General features: G+C 69.5%; 15 protein-coding genes and 1 pseudogene. 12 read left to right on the top strand and 4 right to left on the bottom strand.

The features are described 5' to 3' along the window. The first annotated feature begins 16 nt into the window (after nt 1-16). The 4 genes from AX744_RS12505 (at nt 17) to AX744_RS12490 (ending at nt 4,038) form a co-directional block, all read left to right on the top strand. Nucleotides 17-877, top strand: coding sequence for a branched-chain amino acid ABC transporter permease (locus tag AX744_RS12505; protein ID WP_046748893.1), 861 nt, complete (start codon nt 17-19; stop codon nt 875-877). After that, nucleotides 864-2,636 (top strand): branched-chain amino acid ABC transporter ATP-binding protein/permease, encoded by a 1,773-nt coding sequence (locus AX744_RS12500; protein WP_061017208.1) that lies wholly within the window; start codon nt 864-866, stop codon nt 2,634-2,636. Before AX744_RS12505 ends, AX744_RS12500 begins: the two co-directional genes overlap by 14 nt. Next, the gene (locus AX744_RS12495) at nt 2,633-3,325 is read left to right on the top strand and encodes an ABC transporter ATP-binding protein (RefSeq protein ID WP_061017206.1); all 693 of its coding nucleotides are present in this window, start codon (nt 2,633-2,635) and stop codon (nt 3,323-3,325) included. The genes AX744_RS12500 and AX744_RS12495 overlap by 4 nt, the downstream gene beginning before the upstream one ends. A gap of 62 nt (nt 3,326-3,387) precedes the next feature. Continuing rightward, nucleotides 3,388-4,038: an HAD-IA family hydrolase gene (locus AX744_RS12490; protein ID WP_061017204.1), complete on the top strand. Its 651-nt coding sequence runs from the start codon at nt 3,388-3,390 to the stop codon at nt 4,036-4,038. Between the two features lie 26 nt (nt 4,039-4,064). On the opposite strand, the gene AX744_RS12485 is transcribed toward AX744_RS12490, so the two are convergent. Next, nucleotides 4,065-5,099 (bottom strand): aldo/keto reductase, encoded by a 1,035-nt coding sequence (locus AX744_RS12485; protein ID WP_061017202.1) that lies wholly within the window; start codon nt 5,097-5,099, stop codon nt 4,065-4,067. Between the two features lie 118 nt (nt 5,100-5,217). Here AX744_RS12485 and AX744_RS20030 point away from each other — a divergent pair, with 118 nt between their 5' ends. Next, nucleotides 5,218-5,892 carry a TetR/AcrR family transcriptional regulator gene (locus AX744_RS20030; protein ID WP_231728806.1) on the top strand — a complete coding sequence of 225 codons (675 nt, stop codon included), beginning with the start codon at nt 5,218-5,220 and terminating at the stop codon, nt 5,890-5,892. Here AX744_RS20030 and AX744_RS12480 read toward each other — a convergent pair. Beyond that, entirely contained in the window at nt 5,791-6,606 is an 816-nt protein-coding gene (locus AX744_RS12480) for an SDR family NAD(P)-dependent oxidoreductase (protein ID WP_045262180.1), read from the bottom strand. The two genes, AX744_RS20030 and AX744_RS12480, sit on opposite strands and share 102 nt — an antisense overlap. A gap of 65 nt (nt 6,607-6,671) precedes the next feature. Further along, nucleotides 6,672-7,565: an SDR family NAD(P)-dependent oxidoreductase gene (locus tag AX744_RS12475; protein ID WP_227751371.1), complete on the bottom strand. Its 894-nt coding sequence runs from the start codon at nt 7,563-7,565 to the stop codon at nt 6,672-6,674. 117 nt (nt 7,566-7,682) lie between these two features. On the opposite strand from AX744_RS12475, the gene AX744_RS12470 reads away from it, so the two are divergent. The 3 genes from AX744_RS12470 to AX744_RS20025 are packed head-to-tail and all read left to right on the top strand — an operon-like array spanning nt 7,683 to nt 10,434. Beyond that, nucleotides 7,683-9,137 carry an APC family permease gene (locus tag AX744_RS12470; protein WP_046748886.1) on the top strand — a complete coding sequence of 485 codons (1,455 nt, stop codon included), beginning with the start codon at nt 7,683-7,685 and terminating at the stop codon, nt 9,135-9,137. Nucleotides 9,138-9,170: 33 nt separating this feature from the next. Further along, the gene (locus AX744_RS12465) at nt 9,171-10,010 is read left to right on the top strand and encodes a molybdenum cofactor biosynthesis F family protein (protein ID WP_058632463.1); all 840 of its coding nucleotides are present in this window, start codon (nt 9,171-9,173) and stop codon (nt 10,008-10,010) included. Nucleotide 10,011: 1 nt separating this feature from the next. Then, nucleotides 10,012-10,434, top strand: coding sequence for an amidohydrolase family protein (locus tag AX744_RS20025; protein WP_231728805.1), 423 nt, complete (start codon nt 10,012-10,014; stop codon nt 10,432-10,434). Between the two features lie 334 nt (nt 10,435-10,768). On the opposite strand, the pseudogene AX744_RS21035 reads toward AX744_RS20025, so the two are convergent. Next, nucleotides 10,769-11,404, bottom strand: a pseudogene (locus AX744_RS21035) (PAS domain-containing protein); the annotation flags it as partial. 298 nt (nt 11,405-11,702) lie between these two features. On the opposite strand from AX744_RS21035, the gene AX744_RS12455 reads away from it, so the two are divergent. The 4 genes from AX744_RS12455 to AX744_RS12440 are packed head-to-tail and all read left to right on the top strand — an operon-like array spanning nt 11,703 to nt 15,686. Beyond that, nucleotides 11,703-12,722, top strand: coding sequence for a Bug family tripartite tricarboxylate transporter substrate binding protein (locus tag AX744_RS12455; RefSeq protein ID WP_061017201.1), 1,020 nt, complete (start codon nt 11,703-11,705; stop codon nt 12,720-12,722). Nucleotide 12,723: 1 nt separating this feature from the next. Then, nucleotides 12,724-13,293, top strand: coding sequence for a tripartite tricarboxylate transporter TctB family protein (locus AX744_RS12450; RefSeq protein ID WP_231728804.1), 570 nt, complete (start codon nt 12,724-12,726; stop codon nt 13,291-13,293). Beyond that, on the top strand, nt 13,293-14,840 hold the full coding sequence (locus tag AX744_RS12445) for a tripartite tricarboxylate transporter permease (RefSeq protein ID WP_061017198.1): 1,548 nt from the start codon (nt 13,293-13,295) through the stop codon (nt 14,838-14,840). The genes AX744_RS12450 and AX744_RS12445 overlap by 1 nt, the downstream gene beginning before the upstream one ends. A gap of 48 nt (nt 14,841-14,888) precedes the next feature. Further along, entirely contained in the window at nt 14,889-15,686 is a 798-nt protein-coding gene (locus AX744_RS12440; protein ID WP_061017196.1) for a sulfite exporter TauE/SafE family protein, read from the top strand. Nucleotides 15,687-15,898: the final 212 nt, after the last annotated feature.

The raw sequence follows: 15,898 nt of genomic DNA, 5'->3' as shown, positions 1-15,898 counted from the left end.
AACAGAAAGGACGCCCATGCTGCAAGGTGCCATCGCGGGGCTCGCCGCCGGCGGTCTCTACGCGGTTCTCGGCGTTTGCCTGACGCTCATGTCCCGGCTCGTGCGGGTCGTGAACTTCGCCCAGGCCGCGACCGGCATGTTCGGCGGCTTCACAGCCGTGTGGTTCGTGCGCGAACTGGGGCTGCCCATCTGGGTCGGCTCCGTGCTCGGGGTGCTCGTGGCAGGGCTGCTGGCCGCGGCGATCGGCTTCATCGCTGCGACGTGGCTGTCCGAAGCGTCGACCACGACCCGCTCGGCGATGACCGTCGGCCCACTGCTGCTGCTGATCTCGATGTCGTTCATCCTGTTCGGCAACAAACCGCAGCCGTTCGCGCCGATCATCGCCGGGCCCGCTTTCACGATCGGCGGCGTCGTCGTCAGCCAGGTCACGGTCGCAACCGTCGCGATGGCGATCGTGACGGCCATCGCCGTGCGCATCGTCCTGCGTCGCACCAGAGTCGGAACGCAGCTGCGCGCCCTCTCCGAGCGCCCCACGACGGCCGAGCTGCTCGGCATCCGCTCGCGGCCGCTCTCCATCGCGGTGTGGTTCGTCACGGGTGTGATCAGCGCGATCGCGATCATCATCGTGGCGCCGTCGCAGTCCAACGACGCGACGAGCCTGTCGATGCTCATCGTGCCCGCCGCCGCGGCCGCGCTCCTCGGCGGCTTCCGCCGTCTCGACCTCGCCGTCGCCGGCGGACTCATCCTCGGCGTGCTCGGCGGACTCGTCGCCCAGATCGACGAGGTCGCGCTGGTGCGCAACTTCCTCCCGTTCCTGTTCATCGTCGTCCTGCTGCTCTGGACGCAGCGCAAGGAGGTGTGGGATGCCGCTCGTTGACCGCCCCTGGTTCCGGGTCACCTGGCCGTTCGCCGTCGCCCTCGTCGGCATCGGGGTCGGTGCGATCCTCAGCTCGGCCCTGCCCGGGTACTTCGTCTTCCTCGCCATCAGCGCGGTCACCGCCGCCATCGCCATCCTCGGCCTCGGCATCGTGACCGGCTCCGCAGGGATGATCGCCCTGTGCCAGCTCACGTTCGCAGCCGTCGGCGCCTGGATCGTGTCGCTGCTCAACGTTGTGCAGGCGCCGGGAGGATTCCTCCTATGGCTGATCCTCGGCGGTGTCGCGGCGGGGCTCGTCGGCATCCTGGTCGGCCTTCCCGCCCTGCGGCTGCGGGGGGTGAACCTGGCGGTCGTGACCCTCGGCTTCGCCGCAGCGGCCGACGTCACGCTGGTGCAGATCCAGTTCCCCGGCTCGGCGGACGGCACGGCCATCGAACGACCGGAGATGTTCTCGAACGACCGCGAGTTCTTCTTCCTGTCCATCGTCGTGCTCGCGGTCTGCGCCCTCGGAGTGTTCTTCCTGCAGCGGGGCCGCTGGGGGTCGAGCTGGAAGGCCGTGGCATTCTCCGAACGGGGAACCGCCGCCTCGGGGCAGAGCGTGCAGGCGGCCAAGCTGACCGCCTTCGCCGTCTCCGCGGCCCTCGGCGGCATCTCGGGTGGGCTGCTGGCCGGTCAGGTGCAGCTGCCGTTCGCGTCGAGCTTCACGCCGCTGCAGTCCCTCGCGCTCTACGTGCTGGCGATCATGTCCGGCGCCCACCTGATCGACATGGCGATCTTCGGCGGGCTGCTCTGGGTGCTCGTTCCCGAGCTGCTCAAGCGCTGGGGTGTGCCGCAGGACTGGGCTTTCGTCGTCTTCGGCGTGCTGGGCGTGCAGGCTCTCACCAGCGGGACCAACCTCGGCCAGGGCATCCGCAACCTGCTCTACCGCCGCGCGGACCGGCGAACCGCGAACGCGCAGCTCACCGCCCTGCCTGCCGATGCCGGAGCCGATGCCTCGGCCGTCACGACGACGACAACGGCCACGGTCGACGATGCGGACCTGCGTGGTGCGCCCGTGCTCACCGTGGAGGGTCTCACCGTGCAGTTCGGCGCACTCAAGGCACTGGACGATGTGTCGTTCCAGGTGCCGGCCGCATCGATCATGGGGCTGATCGGGCCCAACGGCGCAGGGAAGTCGACCTTCGTCGACGCGATCAGCGGCTTCCTGCCGAAGCACGGAGGACGTGTGCTGCTCGGCGACCGCGACCTGGCCGGCCTCTCCCCCACCCGTCGCGCGAGATTGGGGCTGCGGCGCACGTTCCAGCAGGATCGGGTCCCGCCCGCGCTCACGGTCGGCGGCTACGTGCGGTTCGTAGCCAGACGCCGGCTCGCGAAGGCCGACATCGACGAGGTGCTGGAGTTCTTCGGCTGCCCTCCCTCCCGCGCGCGCCTGTCGAGCGTCGACGTCGGCACCCGGAGGCTCGTGGAGGTCGCCGCGAACGTCGCCGCCCGACCCCGTCTGCTGATCCTCGACGAACCCGCTGCCGGCCTGTCGCACGAGGAGCACCTGGCGCTCGCGGCACGTCTGCGAGACCTGCCGGCGCGCTACGGCGTCGCGCTGATCATCATCGAGCACGACCTCGACCTCGTGCGCTCCGTGTGCCCCACTCTGACCGTGCTCGACTTCGGTCGGGTGCTGGCGAGCGGGCCGCAGGCCGAGGTGCTCGCGAACCCCGACGTGGTGAAGGCCTACATGGGAGAGACGGAGCTGCTGACATGAGCGAACTCGTGCTGGACGCCGTGACGGTGAGTCGCGGAGCCGGACCTGTCATCTCCGACGTCTCGCTGCGGGTCGCCGGCGGCGAGGTGCTGGCCCTGGTCGGCCCCAACGGTGCGGGGAAGACGAGTCTGATCGAATCCGTCTCCGGTGTGACCCCTCACTCCGCGGGGACGATCACCCTGGACGGCGAACCCATCGACCGGCTCTCCCGCGTCACGAGGGCGCGCCGCGGCATCGTGCACATCGAGCAGGGCCGTGCCGTCTTCCCGTCGCTGACCGTGCGGGAGAACCTCTCGCTCACAGCGCGCACCCCTTCGGAGTTCGACGCCGTCCTGGCGCAGTTCCCCGAACTCGAGAAACGCATCGACGCCCCCACCGCCCTGCTGTCGGGTGGGGAGCAGCAGATGGTCGTGCTGGCCAGGGCATTCGCCGCGAAACCCCGCATCCTGCTGATCGACGAGATGTCGCTCGGCCTCGCCCCCGTCGTCTTCCTGAGGCTGATGCCGATCGTGCAGTCCATCGCCGAGTCCGGGGTCGGGGTGCTGCTGGTCGAGCAGTTCACCCAGCTCGCTCTCGGGTTGGCCGAGGAAGCGGTGGTCGTCGCCGGCGGGCGCGTCTCGTTCCAGGGCACGGCGCAGGCGCTGCAGGAGGACCCCGCGTTGCTGCACCGGGCCTACCTCGGCGGCTGAGCACGTGTCGGGGGTCGAGCGACCGTCGGCGATCACCGGGACGTGGGGATTAGCCTGAGAGGATGACCCAGACCATCCACGCCCGCGCCGCCCTCCTCGACATGGACGGCACCCTCGTCGACTCGACCGCCGTGGTGGAGCGGCTGTGGCTGGCCTGGGCGGAGCCGCACGGGATCGCCCCCGAGACGGTGCTGAGTGTGGTGCACGGACGTCAGGGTCACCAGAGCATGGCGATCATGCTGCCCGAGCGCGACCACGCGACCAACCTCCGCGAGAACGAGGTCATGCTCGCGAACGAGGCGTCCGACGTGGAAGGCGTCATCATGATCCCCGGCGCCGACGGTCTGCTCGATGCTCTGCAGCCCTTCGCCCACGCGATCGTGACCTCCGCCAACGTCGCCTTGATGACCGCGCGGATGCGTCAGGCCGGGCTGACCGTGCCCGCCCTCGCCGTGACGGCCGAGAACGTGTCCGCGTCAAAGCCCGACCCTGAGGGCTTCCTCCTCGCTGCGCGCACGCTGGGCGTCGACCCCGCGGACTGCCTCGTGTTCGAGGACTCCGGCGCCGGGATCCAGGCCGCCCACGCCGCGGGCATGCGAGTGATCGGAGTCGGCCCGCACGCCGCCGCCCACACCCCGACCGCGCACGTGGACGACCTCACGCAGGTGTCGATCGCCGCCGTCGACGACGGCTTCGAGCTCCGGATCGGCTGAGCGGTCCGGAGCTCACACCCGGTCGCCTAGGCGGCGGAGCGGTGCGCCGCCGGTCGCCGTCGCAGCGCGGGCTCGAGCACAGCGGGCGGGTTGTACTGCTGATCGAGGCGTCCGACATCGGTGCCGGGCGGGACGATCGCGTCGATCCGGTCGAGCACCTCGTCCGTGAGCGCGATGTCCACTCCCGCAAGCAGGTCGTCCAGCTGCTCCATCGACCGCGGGCCGATCAGCGCGCTCGTGACACCGGGATGCGCGATCGCGAACGCCATCGCGAGGTGGGTCATCCGGATGCCGGTCTCCTCGGAGAGCGCGACGATCTGCTCCACGGCGTCGATCCGCCGCTCGTCCTGGTTGTGCCGGAACATGGTCGCGCGAGCGAGATCGGTCTGCTGTCCCCTCCGGAACCGTCCGGTCAGCATGCCGCCGGCGAGAGGACTCCAGACGAGGGCGCCCATGCCGTAGCGCTGCGCGACGGGCAGCACTTCCCGTTCGATGCCACGGTTCAGGATCGAGTAGGTCGGCTGCTCGGTGCGGAAGCGCTCGAGGCCCCGACGCTCGGAGGTCCACTGCGCCTCGACCTGCATCGAGGCGGGGAAGTCCGAGCTGCCGATCGCCCGCACCTTGCCGCTGCGGACCAGATCGGTCAGCGCGGAGAGCGTCTCCTCGAGGTCGACGGTGTCGTCAGGACGGTGCGCCTGGTACAGGTCGATGTAGTCGGTCCCCAGCCGACGGAGCGAGTCCTCGACGGCGCGCATGATCCATCGGCGGGAGTTGCCGCGCCTGTTCGGGTCGGTGCCCATCGGTCCGTTGAACTTCGTGGCCAGGACCACGTCGTCGCGACGGCCGACGAGCGCCTTGCCGATGAGCTCTTCGGAGCCGCCCTGCGAGTATCGGTCGGCCGTGTCGATGATGTTGATGCCCGCATCGATGGCTCGATGCACGATGCGGATGGAGTCCCGCTCGTCGCCGTTCCCGATGCTGCCGTCCGTGCCGAGCATCATGGCCCCGAGGGCGAACGGGCTCACCTGGATCCCGGTCCTGCCGAGGGTGCGGTAGTGCATGTCGTGTTCCTTCCATCGATGGCGCTCTGCTGTCCGGTGCCCTATCGTTGACCGAAGTGGAACGCCTTTCCGGAAGCATACGGAACAGTGTTCCGTTTATGCAACCCCCGGAGGATCCATGCGCGCCGACGCCCGCCGCAATGCCGACGCACTGACCGACGCCGCGCGCGAGGTCTTCGCCACGGAGGGGGTCGACGCGCCCGCGAGGCTGATCGCCGAGCGCGCAGGCGTCGGAGTGGGCACCCTGTACCGCCGCTTCCCGCAGCGGTCGGACCTCGTGGTCGCCGTCTTCCGGCATGCCGTCGATGCCACCGCGGCGGCCGCGGACGAGCTCGCCGCCGCGCACTCCCCGGATGACGCGCTCGCCCTGTGGCTGCAGCGCTTCACGCAGTTCGTCGCCACGAAGCGCGGGCTCGCTGCCGCGCTGCACTCCGGAGATCCCGCCTTCGAGGCACTGCCGTCGTACTTCACCGCCGAACTCGGCGGAGCGCTCGAACGTCTTCTCGACGCCGCAGCCGAGGCGGGGACGATCCGCCGCGACGTCGACGCGACGCAACTCCTGTACGCCGCAGCGAACCTCTGCCACTCCGCGGGGTCGGAGGAGCAGAGTCAGGTCCTGGTCGGGCTGCTCGTGGACGGTCTCCGCTACCGCGCAACGGCCGGGACCCGCCCCCGACGCACCCTCGGTCGGTCACATCCCGGCGTGGTCGAAGGCGATGGTCGGCACGTCGACGACATGCGAACCGCCGTCCGCGACGATCACGGCACCGGTGATGTAAGACGACTCCCCTGACCCGAGGAAGCGCACAACCGAGGCGATCTCGGAGGGGCGCGCCGGGCGACGCAGCGGCACGTCGGCCGTGACGGTCGCATACGCCTCCTCACGGGAACCGAGCCCCGCGTGCGAGGCGAACTCGTCCATCTCGTCGTCGGCCATGGGCGTCTGCACCCAGCCGGGGCAGATCGCGTTCACCCGCACGCCGTGCCGGCCGTAGTCACGTGCCAACGTGCGGGTCAGACCGATCAGCGCATGCTTGCCCACCGTGTACCCGGCCACCGACGGGCCGGCGAACAGACCGGCGAGCGAGGAGACGATCACGATCTGCCCCTTCGCCTCGATCAGCGCAGGAAGGGCCTCGCGCGCCATCGTGAACGCCGTCGTGAGGTTCGCGCGGATCGCCGCCTCCCAGCTCGCATCGTCGGTGTCGCCGACCGGGGAGAACCCGTGGCCGCCGGCATTCGCGACGAGCACATCGATGCGACCGAAGCGCGCCAGCACCTCGGCGACAGCGGCCTGGGCCGACGCGGTGTCCGCGGCATCCGCGATGACGGGCACCGCACCCACCGCCCGCTCCACCTCGTGCAGCGGCTCCGCTCGCCGACCCACCACCACGACGTGGGCCCCCTCTGCCGCGTAGCGCTCGGCGATGGCCGCGCCGATGCCCGTGCCGCCTCCGGTGATGACGACGACGCGCCCTGAGACGCTCGATCCGACCGTGATTCCCATGTCTTCTCCTGTGTGGTGTTCGCTCGATGCGCGTGCGCGCGGTGGTCTGGTCCGATGCGTCCGTATCAGGCGGGGAATCCCGAGCGGGCGGTGTAGCCGAAGTCGCTGATCAGCGTGGTGCCGTTCACCGCCGCGGCGTGAGGCGACAGCAGGTAGGCCACGTGGGCGGCCACCTCGTCCGCGGTCTGCACGGGGAACCCGGGATCGTCCAGAGCGGCCTCACCCAGATCGCCGCGACTCATCGGTGTGTCGACGATCGACGGGGCGATCGAGTTCACGCGGATCCCGGTGCCGAGGAGATCGACGGACAGCGCGCGGCCGAACTGGACGACCGCGGCCTTCGACGCGCAGTAGGGGACCATCCCTGGTGACGCGACGAGGGCCGAGTCGCTCGCGAGGAGGACGATGGATCCCCGATCCGCGATCCGCAGCGCGGGGAGCGCGTGCTTGAGCACCAGGAAGGGCCCTGTCACGTTGACGGCGAGCACAGTGTTCCACGCAGCGAGGTCGGTGTCCTCGATCGACGAGCCGACCGGGCCGGAGATGCCTGCGCAGCACACCACGTGATCCACCCCGCCGAGACCGTCGACCGCCCTGAGCACGCCGGCGCGCACCTGCTCTTCATCCGTCACGTCGGCGAGGACGAGAACCGCCTCCGCCGCTTCCGGAACAGCGTCCCGCACGAGCGCAGCGGTGCCCTCCAGAGCGGCGCTGTCGCGGTCGAGCAACGCCACCCGCATCCCCTCCTGCGCGAGCGCGCGGGCCGTGGCGCGCCCGATGCCGCTCCCGGCACCCGTGATCAGGGCCGTCCTGTCGTGCAGCTGCAGATCCATCTGTCCCTCGCAGGCCGTCCCTGCACCGGTGGTGCGGGAGAGGACGGCGGTGTCATCACGGTCATCCTGCTCCCCTGTTCCCGGCCGTTCGAAGGTTCGGGAGGAGGCTGTGCACGCTGGCACCATCGTCTTTCCCTCAGGGTCAAGCGCGTCGCCGACAGCACGAGCAGACTCGCTCTATCGACGATTCCCCTCGTCGTCGATGCCGTGTCCGCACGGCCGTCACCCAGCAAAGGAGCCGACGTGGCAGACCCGACATCCGCGTCCACGACGCATACGCACACCTCTCTCCGACCCGGAGCCCTCGGCGTCGCCGGGATCGTCTTCCTCGTCCTCGCCGCCGTCGCCCCGCTCACGGGCATCGTGGTGGTGGCCTCGCTCGCCATCGCGCTGGGCAACGGCGGTGGCACGCCCATGTCGTTCTTCCTGGTCGCGGCGATCCTGCTGCTGTTCGCGATCGGCTACGCCCAGATGTCGAAGCAGCTCGTGAACGCCGGAGGCTTCTACGCGTTCGTGGTGAAGGGCCTCGGTCGCACCGGTGGCCTCATCGCGGGTCTGATCGCCACCCTCGGCTACAACTTCTTCGTCGTCGGGACGATCGGCACCAGCGGCTTCTTCATGCAGACGATCATCCGCGACCTCACCGGCCTCGACGTGCACTGGCTCGTCTGGGGTCTGCTGTCCATCGTCGTCTGCTTCGTGCTGGCCCGGGTGGGTGTCGACTTCAGCTCGAAGATCCTGGGGGTCTGCCTCGTGCTCGAGGTGCTGATGCTCGTGGTGTTCGACATCTCCGTGCTCGTGCAGACGGGCTACGACGTGGCGGCGTTCAGCCCCGAGGCCGTGTTCTCCGGGTCGCTGCCCATCGGCCTGCTGCTGGCGGCGACCGGCTTCCTCGGCTTCGAGGCGACGGCGCTGTTCAGCGAGGAGGCCAAGCAGCCGCTGCGCACCATCCCGCGGGCGACCTACACCTCGATCATCGCGATCGGCGTGATCCTCGGTGTCACCACCTGGGCCGTCGTGAGCGCGACCGGTGTGGCGCAGGCCCAGGCCACCGCGCTCGAGCACCTGCCAACGGGCGACCTCATCTTCTCGCTGTCGCAGCAGTACCTGGGCGGCCCGCTCACGACCGTGATGATGATCCTGCTCCTGGTGAGCCTGTTCGCCGCCATGCTCGCCTTCCACAACTCGGCGACGCGCTACCTGTACTCGCTGGGGCGGGCCAGGATCCTCCCGCAGGCCCTCGCCCGCACGCGTGCCAACGGCGCGCCGCAGCTGGCCGGGATCGTGCAGGCCGGCTTCGCCGCGGTCGTCGCGGTGATCTTCGCCATCGCGGGAGCGGACCCGATCGTCACGCTCGTCCCCGCCATGCTCGGCTTCGGCACCCTGAGCGTGCTCATCCTGCAGGGACTCGCCGCGATCTCGATCGTCGTCTACTTCCGCCGCCGCCAGGACCCGCGCTGGTGGAGCACGTTCATCGCCCCCGGCATCGGCTTCCTCGGCATCGCGGCCATCTCCGTCCTCGCCGTCGTGAACTTCAACATCGTCGCCGGGTCGGAGGAGCTCGCCATCCGGCTGATGCCGCTGCTGCTGGTGGTCGCCCTGATCGGCGGCATCGGCTACGGGGCCTACCTGAAGCGCGCCAGACCGGCCGTCTACGAAGGCCTCGCCACCGATCTGGAGCAGTTCAGCGACCGCTGACCCCCCCCCAGACCATCCATCGAAGGAGATCGCATGACCACTCTGAATCCCGCCGACACCTCGACCTGGCTGCCCCTGGAGGGACTGGCACCCGGCTTCGACGCCAACAAGGCCCCGCACTCGACCGCGCTGAGCGGCACCGAGGTCACCGTCGTCGACGGTCGCGGCACCCGCATCGTGCATCGCTTCGCCGACTCGACCGTCTCGTGGGAGTACCAGCCGGGAGCGGAGGACGACACCGAGGCCGCGGCGGACACCGACGACTACGAGGCCTTCGAGGTCGACGAACAGCTCTACTTCGTGCAGTTCCACCACCGCTACCTGCCGCACGAGGCCGTCTCGCTCATCCTCGACCTGCGACAGGGCCGCGCTCTGGCCGTGATCTCCGAGATCCTGCCGGCACCGGAGCAGGGCCGCACCCGCGTGCAGCACCATTTCGCCCCCGGGGTGATCGAGGGCATCGAGCAGAGCGGCGAGGAGGCCGCTCCCACGACGACCCTCATCGGTCGCAGGGTCGAGTGGGTGTACAGCGAAGAGCACGCGTACGAACACGTCTACCTGTCGTCGCACTGGTACTCGTGGCAGTGCCTCGCGGGACCGGAACGCGGCCTCGCCGACACGGATGAGAACAGCGTGTGGCAGATCCGCCCCGGCATCTACGTGTTCGCCTGGCGCGAGAAGGTCATCCCCTGCGCATCCGTGACGATCGCCGACCACCGCGACGTGAACGCGATCCGCTCCCACGGCGTGCTGTTCGGCCTCGACGAGAGCGGGGAGGTGCCGACGCACTTCACGTTCGGCGCCCACGGACGACTGCTCTCCACGACATTGCACGCGCCGGAGCTCGAGCCCGCGACCTTCGGAGCCGTCTGACATGACGGACGTCGCCGACCTCATCGTCACCGGTTCCGCGATCCGCACGGCCGACCGCGCGAACCCGGTGGTCGAGGCCTTCGCCGTGCGCGACGGCAGGATCATCGCGGTCGGAGCGCGCTCGGACATCGAAGCGCTCCGGGGCCGCAGGACCCGTCTGCTCGAGGTCGGCGACGCGGCCGTGTACCCCGGTTTCGTCGATGTGCACAACCACCACGCGCTCGCCGGGCGCACGGACCTGTTCGAGTTGTCGCTCGCGCCGTCGCTGAGTCTCGATGAGGTGCTCGACCGCGTGCGGGAGAAGGCCGCGGAGCTGCCGCAGGACGCCTGGATCGTCGGCGGCGCGGTGGCGACCACCCTGCTGCCCTCCCTCGCGAACACCGCGAGCCGACGCCGCCTGGACGAGGCGAGCGGCGGGCACTGACGCGCGAGATGTCGATGTCTTCGCCGATCTCGGTCGCCGACGCATCGGGGCGGGCGACGAGGGCGGCGGAGACACGGTCGAGCGTCTCCGCGCTGAGGCCCTTGGGCAGGCCGAGCCGCTGTCGGAAGGCGATGATGGCATCCGCCGCCTCCACGCGGCGGACCACGTCGTGCAGCTCGGTGTGATCGCGCAGCAGGAGCGTCGCGCCGATGCCACCGGTGCCCGCATCGCTTCCGGTGCTCCGGGCGACGAGCACGTGCGACCCCACGATCACCGGCCGTCCGGCTGACTCGCCCTCTCGGAGCACGGTCGTGAGCTCCTCGCCGAGCGCGTCGGCGGCGGGCTCACCGTCGAGGTCAGCCGCGTCTCGGCCCAGGAAGCGGGCGGCGGCGTCGTTCACGAGCGTGATCCGTCCGCCGTCGTCCACCGTGATGACCCCTTCGCTGAGACCGTGCAGCGTCGTCTCCTGGTTCTTGACGAGGGCGGCGATCTGATGCGGCTCGAGACGGTAGATGCGCCGACGGATGATCGAGGTCACCCACGCGGATCCGAACACTCCGAGCACCGCGGCGGCCAGCATGGCGGAGATCAACCACACCAGGTTGGACGAGAACTCCTCGCTGAGCTCCGACTCGAGGATGCCGACGGACGCGGTGCCGATCACGTCGCCCTCGTCGTCGCGGATGGGCACCTTGACCCGCCAGGAGGTGCCCAGCGTGCCGGTCTGCGTGCCGACGTAGATCTCGCCCGAGAGCGGGATCGACGGGTCGGTGGAGACCTTCTCGCCGATGCGGTCGGGGTTCGGGTGGGAATAGCGGATGCCCTCTTCGTTGGCGACGACGACGTAGGCGAGATCGGATGCCTCGCGGATGACCTCGGCGATCGGCTGGATCACGGCGGACGGCTCGACGTCGTCGAAGGCCGCGTGCACCGTGGGGAGGGCGGCGACCGATTGCGCGACGGCCTGCATCCGATCCTTGTAGGCCTCGCGGAGCGCCTGTTCCTGGAACGCTCCGGCCACGATGCCGGTCGCCAGGGTCACCAGGAACACGATCAGCGCTTGCAGCACGAGCAACTGCACGCGGAGCGTCATCTTCGAGGCCACGTGCTCATTCTGGCCTCTCCACGAGTGGGGCGCGAGCGGGGTCGGGAGCCGCTCGCGACCAATAGTTCCGAAACTCCGACCAATGGTTTCCGAAGCTGGAGCACCGGTACTCCGACCTCCATGGTGGATCCACAGCATCACGAACGCTCAAGGAGGAGCGCACATGAAGAACGCACGCATCGGAACGTGGACCGCCCTGGCCGCGGTGGCCGCACTCACACTCACCTCGTGCGCCGGAGGCAGCGCAGCGACCGACGACGCGGGAGGGGAAGCGGAGGTCGCCGCGATCACCGACGTGTCGATCGTCGTGCCGGCGGACCCCGGTGGTGGATGGGATCAGACCGGACGTGCCCTCTCGCAGGTGCTCACCCAGGACGACCTCGTGACCTCCGCTCCCGTGACCAACGTCGGCGGTGCAGGCGGCACCGTCGGCCTCGCGCAGCTCGCGAACGAGAAGGACCCGAACACGCTGATGGTGATGGGTCTGGTCATGGTCGGCGCGGTCGAGACCAACGCCTCGGCGGTGCGGATCGAGGACACCACCCCGATCGCCCGGCTCACCGACGAGCCGCTCGTCGTGGTGGTGCCGGCCGACTCGAAGTACGACACCCTGGAAGACCTCGTGGACGACATCGTCGACAACGGCCAGTCCGTCACGATCACGGGCGGCTCCGCGGGCGGCGCCGACCACATCCTCGCCGGACTCATGCTCGAGGAGGCCGGGCTCGACGGCGCCGAGATCGCGGAGAAGCTCAACTACACTCCGAACTCCGGCGGCGGGGAGGCCGTTCCGCTCCTCATCGGCGGCAAGGTCGCTGCGGGCATCTCGGGGGTGGGCGAGTTCGCCCAGCACGTCGAGAGCGGCGCGCTCAAGGCCCTGGCGGTGTCCAGCGACGAGCCGGTGTCGCAGCTTCCCGATGTACCGACCATCACAGAAGAGGGTTACGACGTGGTGCTCACCAACTGGCGCGGGGTGATCGCTCCCGGCGGCATCTCCGACGGCGAGAAGGACGAGCTCGTGCGGGTGATCACCGAACTGCACGAGTCCGAAGCCTGGTCGGAGCAGCTCGAGACCAAGGGGTGGACCGACGCGTTCCTGGTGGGCGAGGAGTTCGACGAGTTCGTCACGGGGAACATCGAAGAGGTCACCGCGACGCTGAAGAACATCGGTCTGGTGCAGTGACATGACGGTCCCCGCATCGTCGGGGACAGGGGAGCAGGGGGTGCGGGTCGACCACGGCGGTCGGCCCGCACGCCGCTCTACCTCCGTCCCCGTCGGCGAACTCGTGTTCGCCGGAATCATGCTCGCGCTCGGTGTCTTCGCCGTCGTCGGCATCTTCCTGATCCATGTCCCCGTCGGCATGAAGGCCGGCCCCACGGTCTTCCCGATCTTCGTCTCCGTGATCCTGCTCGCCTCCGCGGTCGCTGTGCTCGTCGGCGTGCTGCGCGGGGAGCGCGGCGGTGCCGAGGAGGCGGAAGACATCGATGAGAGTCTGCCCACCGACTGGGTCACCCTCGCCAAGCTGGCCGGCCTCGTCGTCGCGCACCTGCTCCTCATCGAACCCCTCGGCTGGGCACCCGCTGCAGCCCTGCTGTTCGGCGGGGTGGCGTGGTCGCTCGCCGCCAAGCGGTGGTGGATGGCGTTCCTCGTCGGCATCGTCGTGGCGCTCGTGATCCAGGTCGTCTTCGGCGGTCTGCTCGGTCTGTCGCTGCCGTGGGGACCGGCCCTCGGCTGGCTCGGAAGGATGTTCTGATGGACAGCTGGACTCTGCTCCTGGAGGGCTTCGCGACCGCGCTGCAGCCCGAATACCTCGCGTTCGCCTTCCTCGGAGTCTTCGTGGGCACCGCGGTCGGCGTGCTCCCCGGTATCGGCCCCGCCATGACGGTGGCGCTGCTGCTGCCCCTCACCTACACGCTCGACCCCGCCGCCGCGTTGATCACCTTCGCGGGCATCTACTACGGCGGCATGTACGGCGGCTCGACCACGAGCATCCTCCTGAACACCCCGGGGGAGTCGGCCTCGATCGTCACGGCCATCGAGGGCAACAAGATGGCCAGGATGGGACGCGGTGCCGCCGCCCTCGCCACCGCCGCCATCGGATCGTTCATCGCCGGCACGCTGGCGACCCTCGGGCTGACCCTCCTCGCTCCGCTGCTCGCGCAGTTCGCGGTGAACCTCGGACCCGCCGACTACGTCGCCCTCATCGTGATCGCGTTCATCACGGTCGGTGCGCTGATCGGCAGCTCGATCTCGCGCGGCATGCTCTCGCTCGGCGTCGGCCTGTTCCTCGGGCTCGTCGGCACCGACTGGCTCTCCGGTCAGCAGCGCTACACGCTGGGCCTGCCCGCGCTCTCCGACGGCGTCGACATCGTGTTGGTCGCGGTCGGGCTGTTCGCGGTCGGTGAGACGTTCTACATCGCGGCCCGACTGCGACACGGCGGCATCGACGTGATCCCGGTCACCCGTGGGTGGCGGTCCTGGATGACGAAGTCCGATTGGCGCAGGTCCTGGAGGCCCTGGCTGCGGGGCACCGCGATCGGGTTCCCGATCGGGACGATCCCCGCCGGTGGCGCGGACGTGGCCACGTTCCTGTCCTACGCGACGGAACGGAAGCTGTCGAAGCACAAGGACGAGTTCGGGCGCGGCGCGATCGAGGGGGTCGCCGGGCCCGAGTCGGCCAACAACGCCGCCGCGGCCGGTGTGCTGGTGCCTCTGCTCACCCTGGGCCTGCCGACCACGGCGACCGCGGCGATCATCCTCACCGCGTTCCAGTCCTACGGCATCCAGCCGGGGCCGCTGCTGTTCGAGAACCAGTCGAATCTGGTGTGGGCGCTCATCGCGAGCCTCTACATCGGCAATGTGATCCTGATCGTGCTCAACCTTCCGCTCGTGGGCATGTGGGTGAAGCTGCTGCAGATCCCGCGGCCGTACCTGTACGCGGGCATCCTGCTGTTCGCGGTGTTCGGCGCGTATGCGCTGCACAGCTCGCCGTCGGACATCGTGATCCTGCTGATCGTCGGCATCCTCGGCTACTTCATGCGCAGATACGGATACCCCGTCGCGCCGCTCGTGGTCGGGATGATCCTCGGACCGATGGCGGAGGAGCAGCTGCGCAAGGCGCTGCAGTTGAGCCAGGGCGACCTGAGCACGCTGGTCATGCAGCCGTTCGCCGCTATCGCCTACGGGGTGCTCGCACTGCTGATCGTCGGGGGCCTGTGGCTGCGACGCCGTCAGCGCCGGTACGAGCAGGCTCTCACCGAGTCGATCGCCGTGCCGATCAAGGCCGACTCCGAGGTCTGATCCGGGAGCGGATTCGAGCGGACAGGAGGCCGCGAGTAGGCTGATCCGGTGAATGATGCCCAGGCTCCCGCACGAGGGCCTCGTGCCTACACGGCGTTCATCGGGATCGGCCTTATCGCAGGCCTCCTCTCCGGTCTCTTCGGCGTGGGAGGCGGTACGGTCATCGTCCCGCTGCTGGTGCTCCTGCTGCACTTCGATCAGCGCCTTGCAGCGGGCACCTCGCTCGCCGCTATCGTGCCGACCGCCAGCGTGGGAGTGATCTCGTACGCGACGACCGGATCGGTGGCCTGGATCCCGGCGATCATCCTCGCGGCCGGTGCTGTGGTGGGCGCGCAGATCGGCACTCGACTGCTGCCGCGCATCTCGCAGACCGCCCTGCGTTGGGGCTTCGTCGGCTTCCTGGTCATCGTGATCGTCAGCCTCTTCCTCGTGATCCCGTCGCGCGATGCCGCCTTCGAACTCACCTGGATCTCCGGCATCGCTCTCGTCGGGGTGGGCATCGGCACCGGGATCCTCGCGGGGCTCATCGGCGTGGGCGGCGGAGTGATCGTCGTACCCGTGCTGATGCTGGCTTTCGGCACGAGCGACCTGGTCGCCAAGGGCACCTCGCTGCTCATGATGATCCCGACGGCCATCTCCGGAACGGTGGGCAATTTCCGCAACCGCAACGTCGACCTGCTCGCCGCGCTGCTCATCGGCGTCTCCGCCTGCACGACGACCGCGCTCGGCGCGTGGCTGGCCACCATCGTCGACCCCACGCTGGGCAACATGCTGTTCGCGGCATATCTGGTCGTGATCGCGGTGCAGATGGCCATCAAGGCGATCAAGGGGCGTAAGCGCGCCTGAGCCCCGCGCGGATGAAAGGATCTTCATCCACGGCTCATCTGCGCATCATCATCGACGGGCATCATTGGGGACATGACCACCCCACGACGCCTTCTCGCCACCGGCGCGCTGATCGCGATCCCGGTCGCCTTCGCGGTCGGAAGCGTCGTGCTGGCGCAGATGCCGCCGTCACCGCAGATCCCCTCCGAGCCCGTCACGGTGCAGCTGGCACC

This window comes from Microbacterium sp. CCH5-D1 (assembly GCF_001557335.1).
GTDB classification, from domain to species: domain Bacteria; phylum Actinomycetota; class Actinomycetes; order Actinomycetales; family Microbacteriaceae; genus Microbacterium; species Microbacterium oxydans.
The sequence above is the reverse complement of the archived record's forward strand: the minus strand, read 5'-3'. Positions and strand labels throughout refer to the sequence as shown.

Coding starts and splice junctions, on each gene's coding strand:
- AX744_RS12505 (WP_046748893.1), top strand. CDS start 17: ATGCTGCAAGGTGCCATCGCGGGGCTCGCCGCCGGCGGTCTCTACGCG.
- AX744_RS12500 (WP_061017208.1), top strand. CDS start 864: ATGCCGCTCGTTGACCGCCCCTGGTTCCGGGTCACCTGGCCGTTCGCC.
- AX744_RS12495 (WP_061017206.1), top strand. CDS start 2,633: ATGAGCGAACTCGTGCTGGACGCCGTGACGGTGAGTCGCGGAGCCGGA.
- AX744_RS12490 (WP_061017204.1), top strand. CDS start 3,388: ATGACCCAGACCATCCACGCCCGCGCCGCCCTCCTCGACATGGACGGC.
- AX744_RS12485 (WP_061017202.1), bottom strand. CDS start 5,099: ATGCACTACCGCACCCTCGGCAGGACCGGGATCCAGGTGAGCCCGTTC.
- AX744_RS20030 (WP_231728806.1), top strand. CDS start 5,218: ATGCGCGCCGACGCCCGCCGCAATGCCGACGCACTGACCGACGCCGCG.
- AX744_RS12480 (WP_045262180.1), bottom strand. CDS start 6,606: ATGGGAATCACGGTCGGATCGAGCGTCTCAGGGCGCGTCGTCGTCATC.
- AX744_RS12475 (WP_227751371.1), bottom strand. CDS start 7,565: ATGGTGCCAGCGTGCACAGCCTCCTCCCGAACCTTCGAACGGCCGGGA.
- AX744_RS12465 (WP_058632463.1), top strand. CDS start 9,171: ATGACCACTCTGAATCCCGCCGACACCTCGACCTGGCTGCCCCTGGAG.
- AX744_RS20025 (WP_231728805.1), top strand. CDS start 10,012: ATGACGGACGTCGCCGACCTCATCGTCACCGGTTCCGCGATCCGCACG.
- AX744_RS12455 (WP_061017201.1), top strand. CDS start 11,703: ATGAAGAACGCACGCATCGGAACGTGGACCGCCCTGGCCGCGGTGGCC.
- AX744_RS12450 (WP_231728804.1), top strand. CDS start 12,724: ATGACGGTCCCCGCATCGTCGGGGACAGGGGAGCAGGGGGTGCGGGTC.
- AX744_RS12445 (WP_061017198.1), top strand. CDS start 13,293: ATGGACAGCTGGACTCTGCTCCTGGAGGGCTTCGCGACCGCGCTGCAG.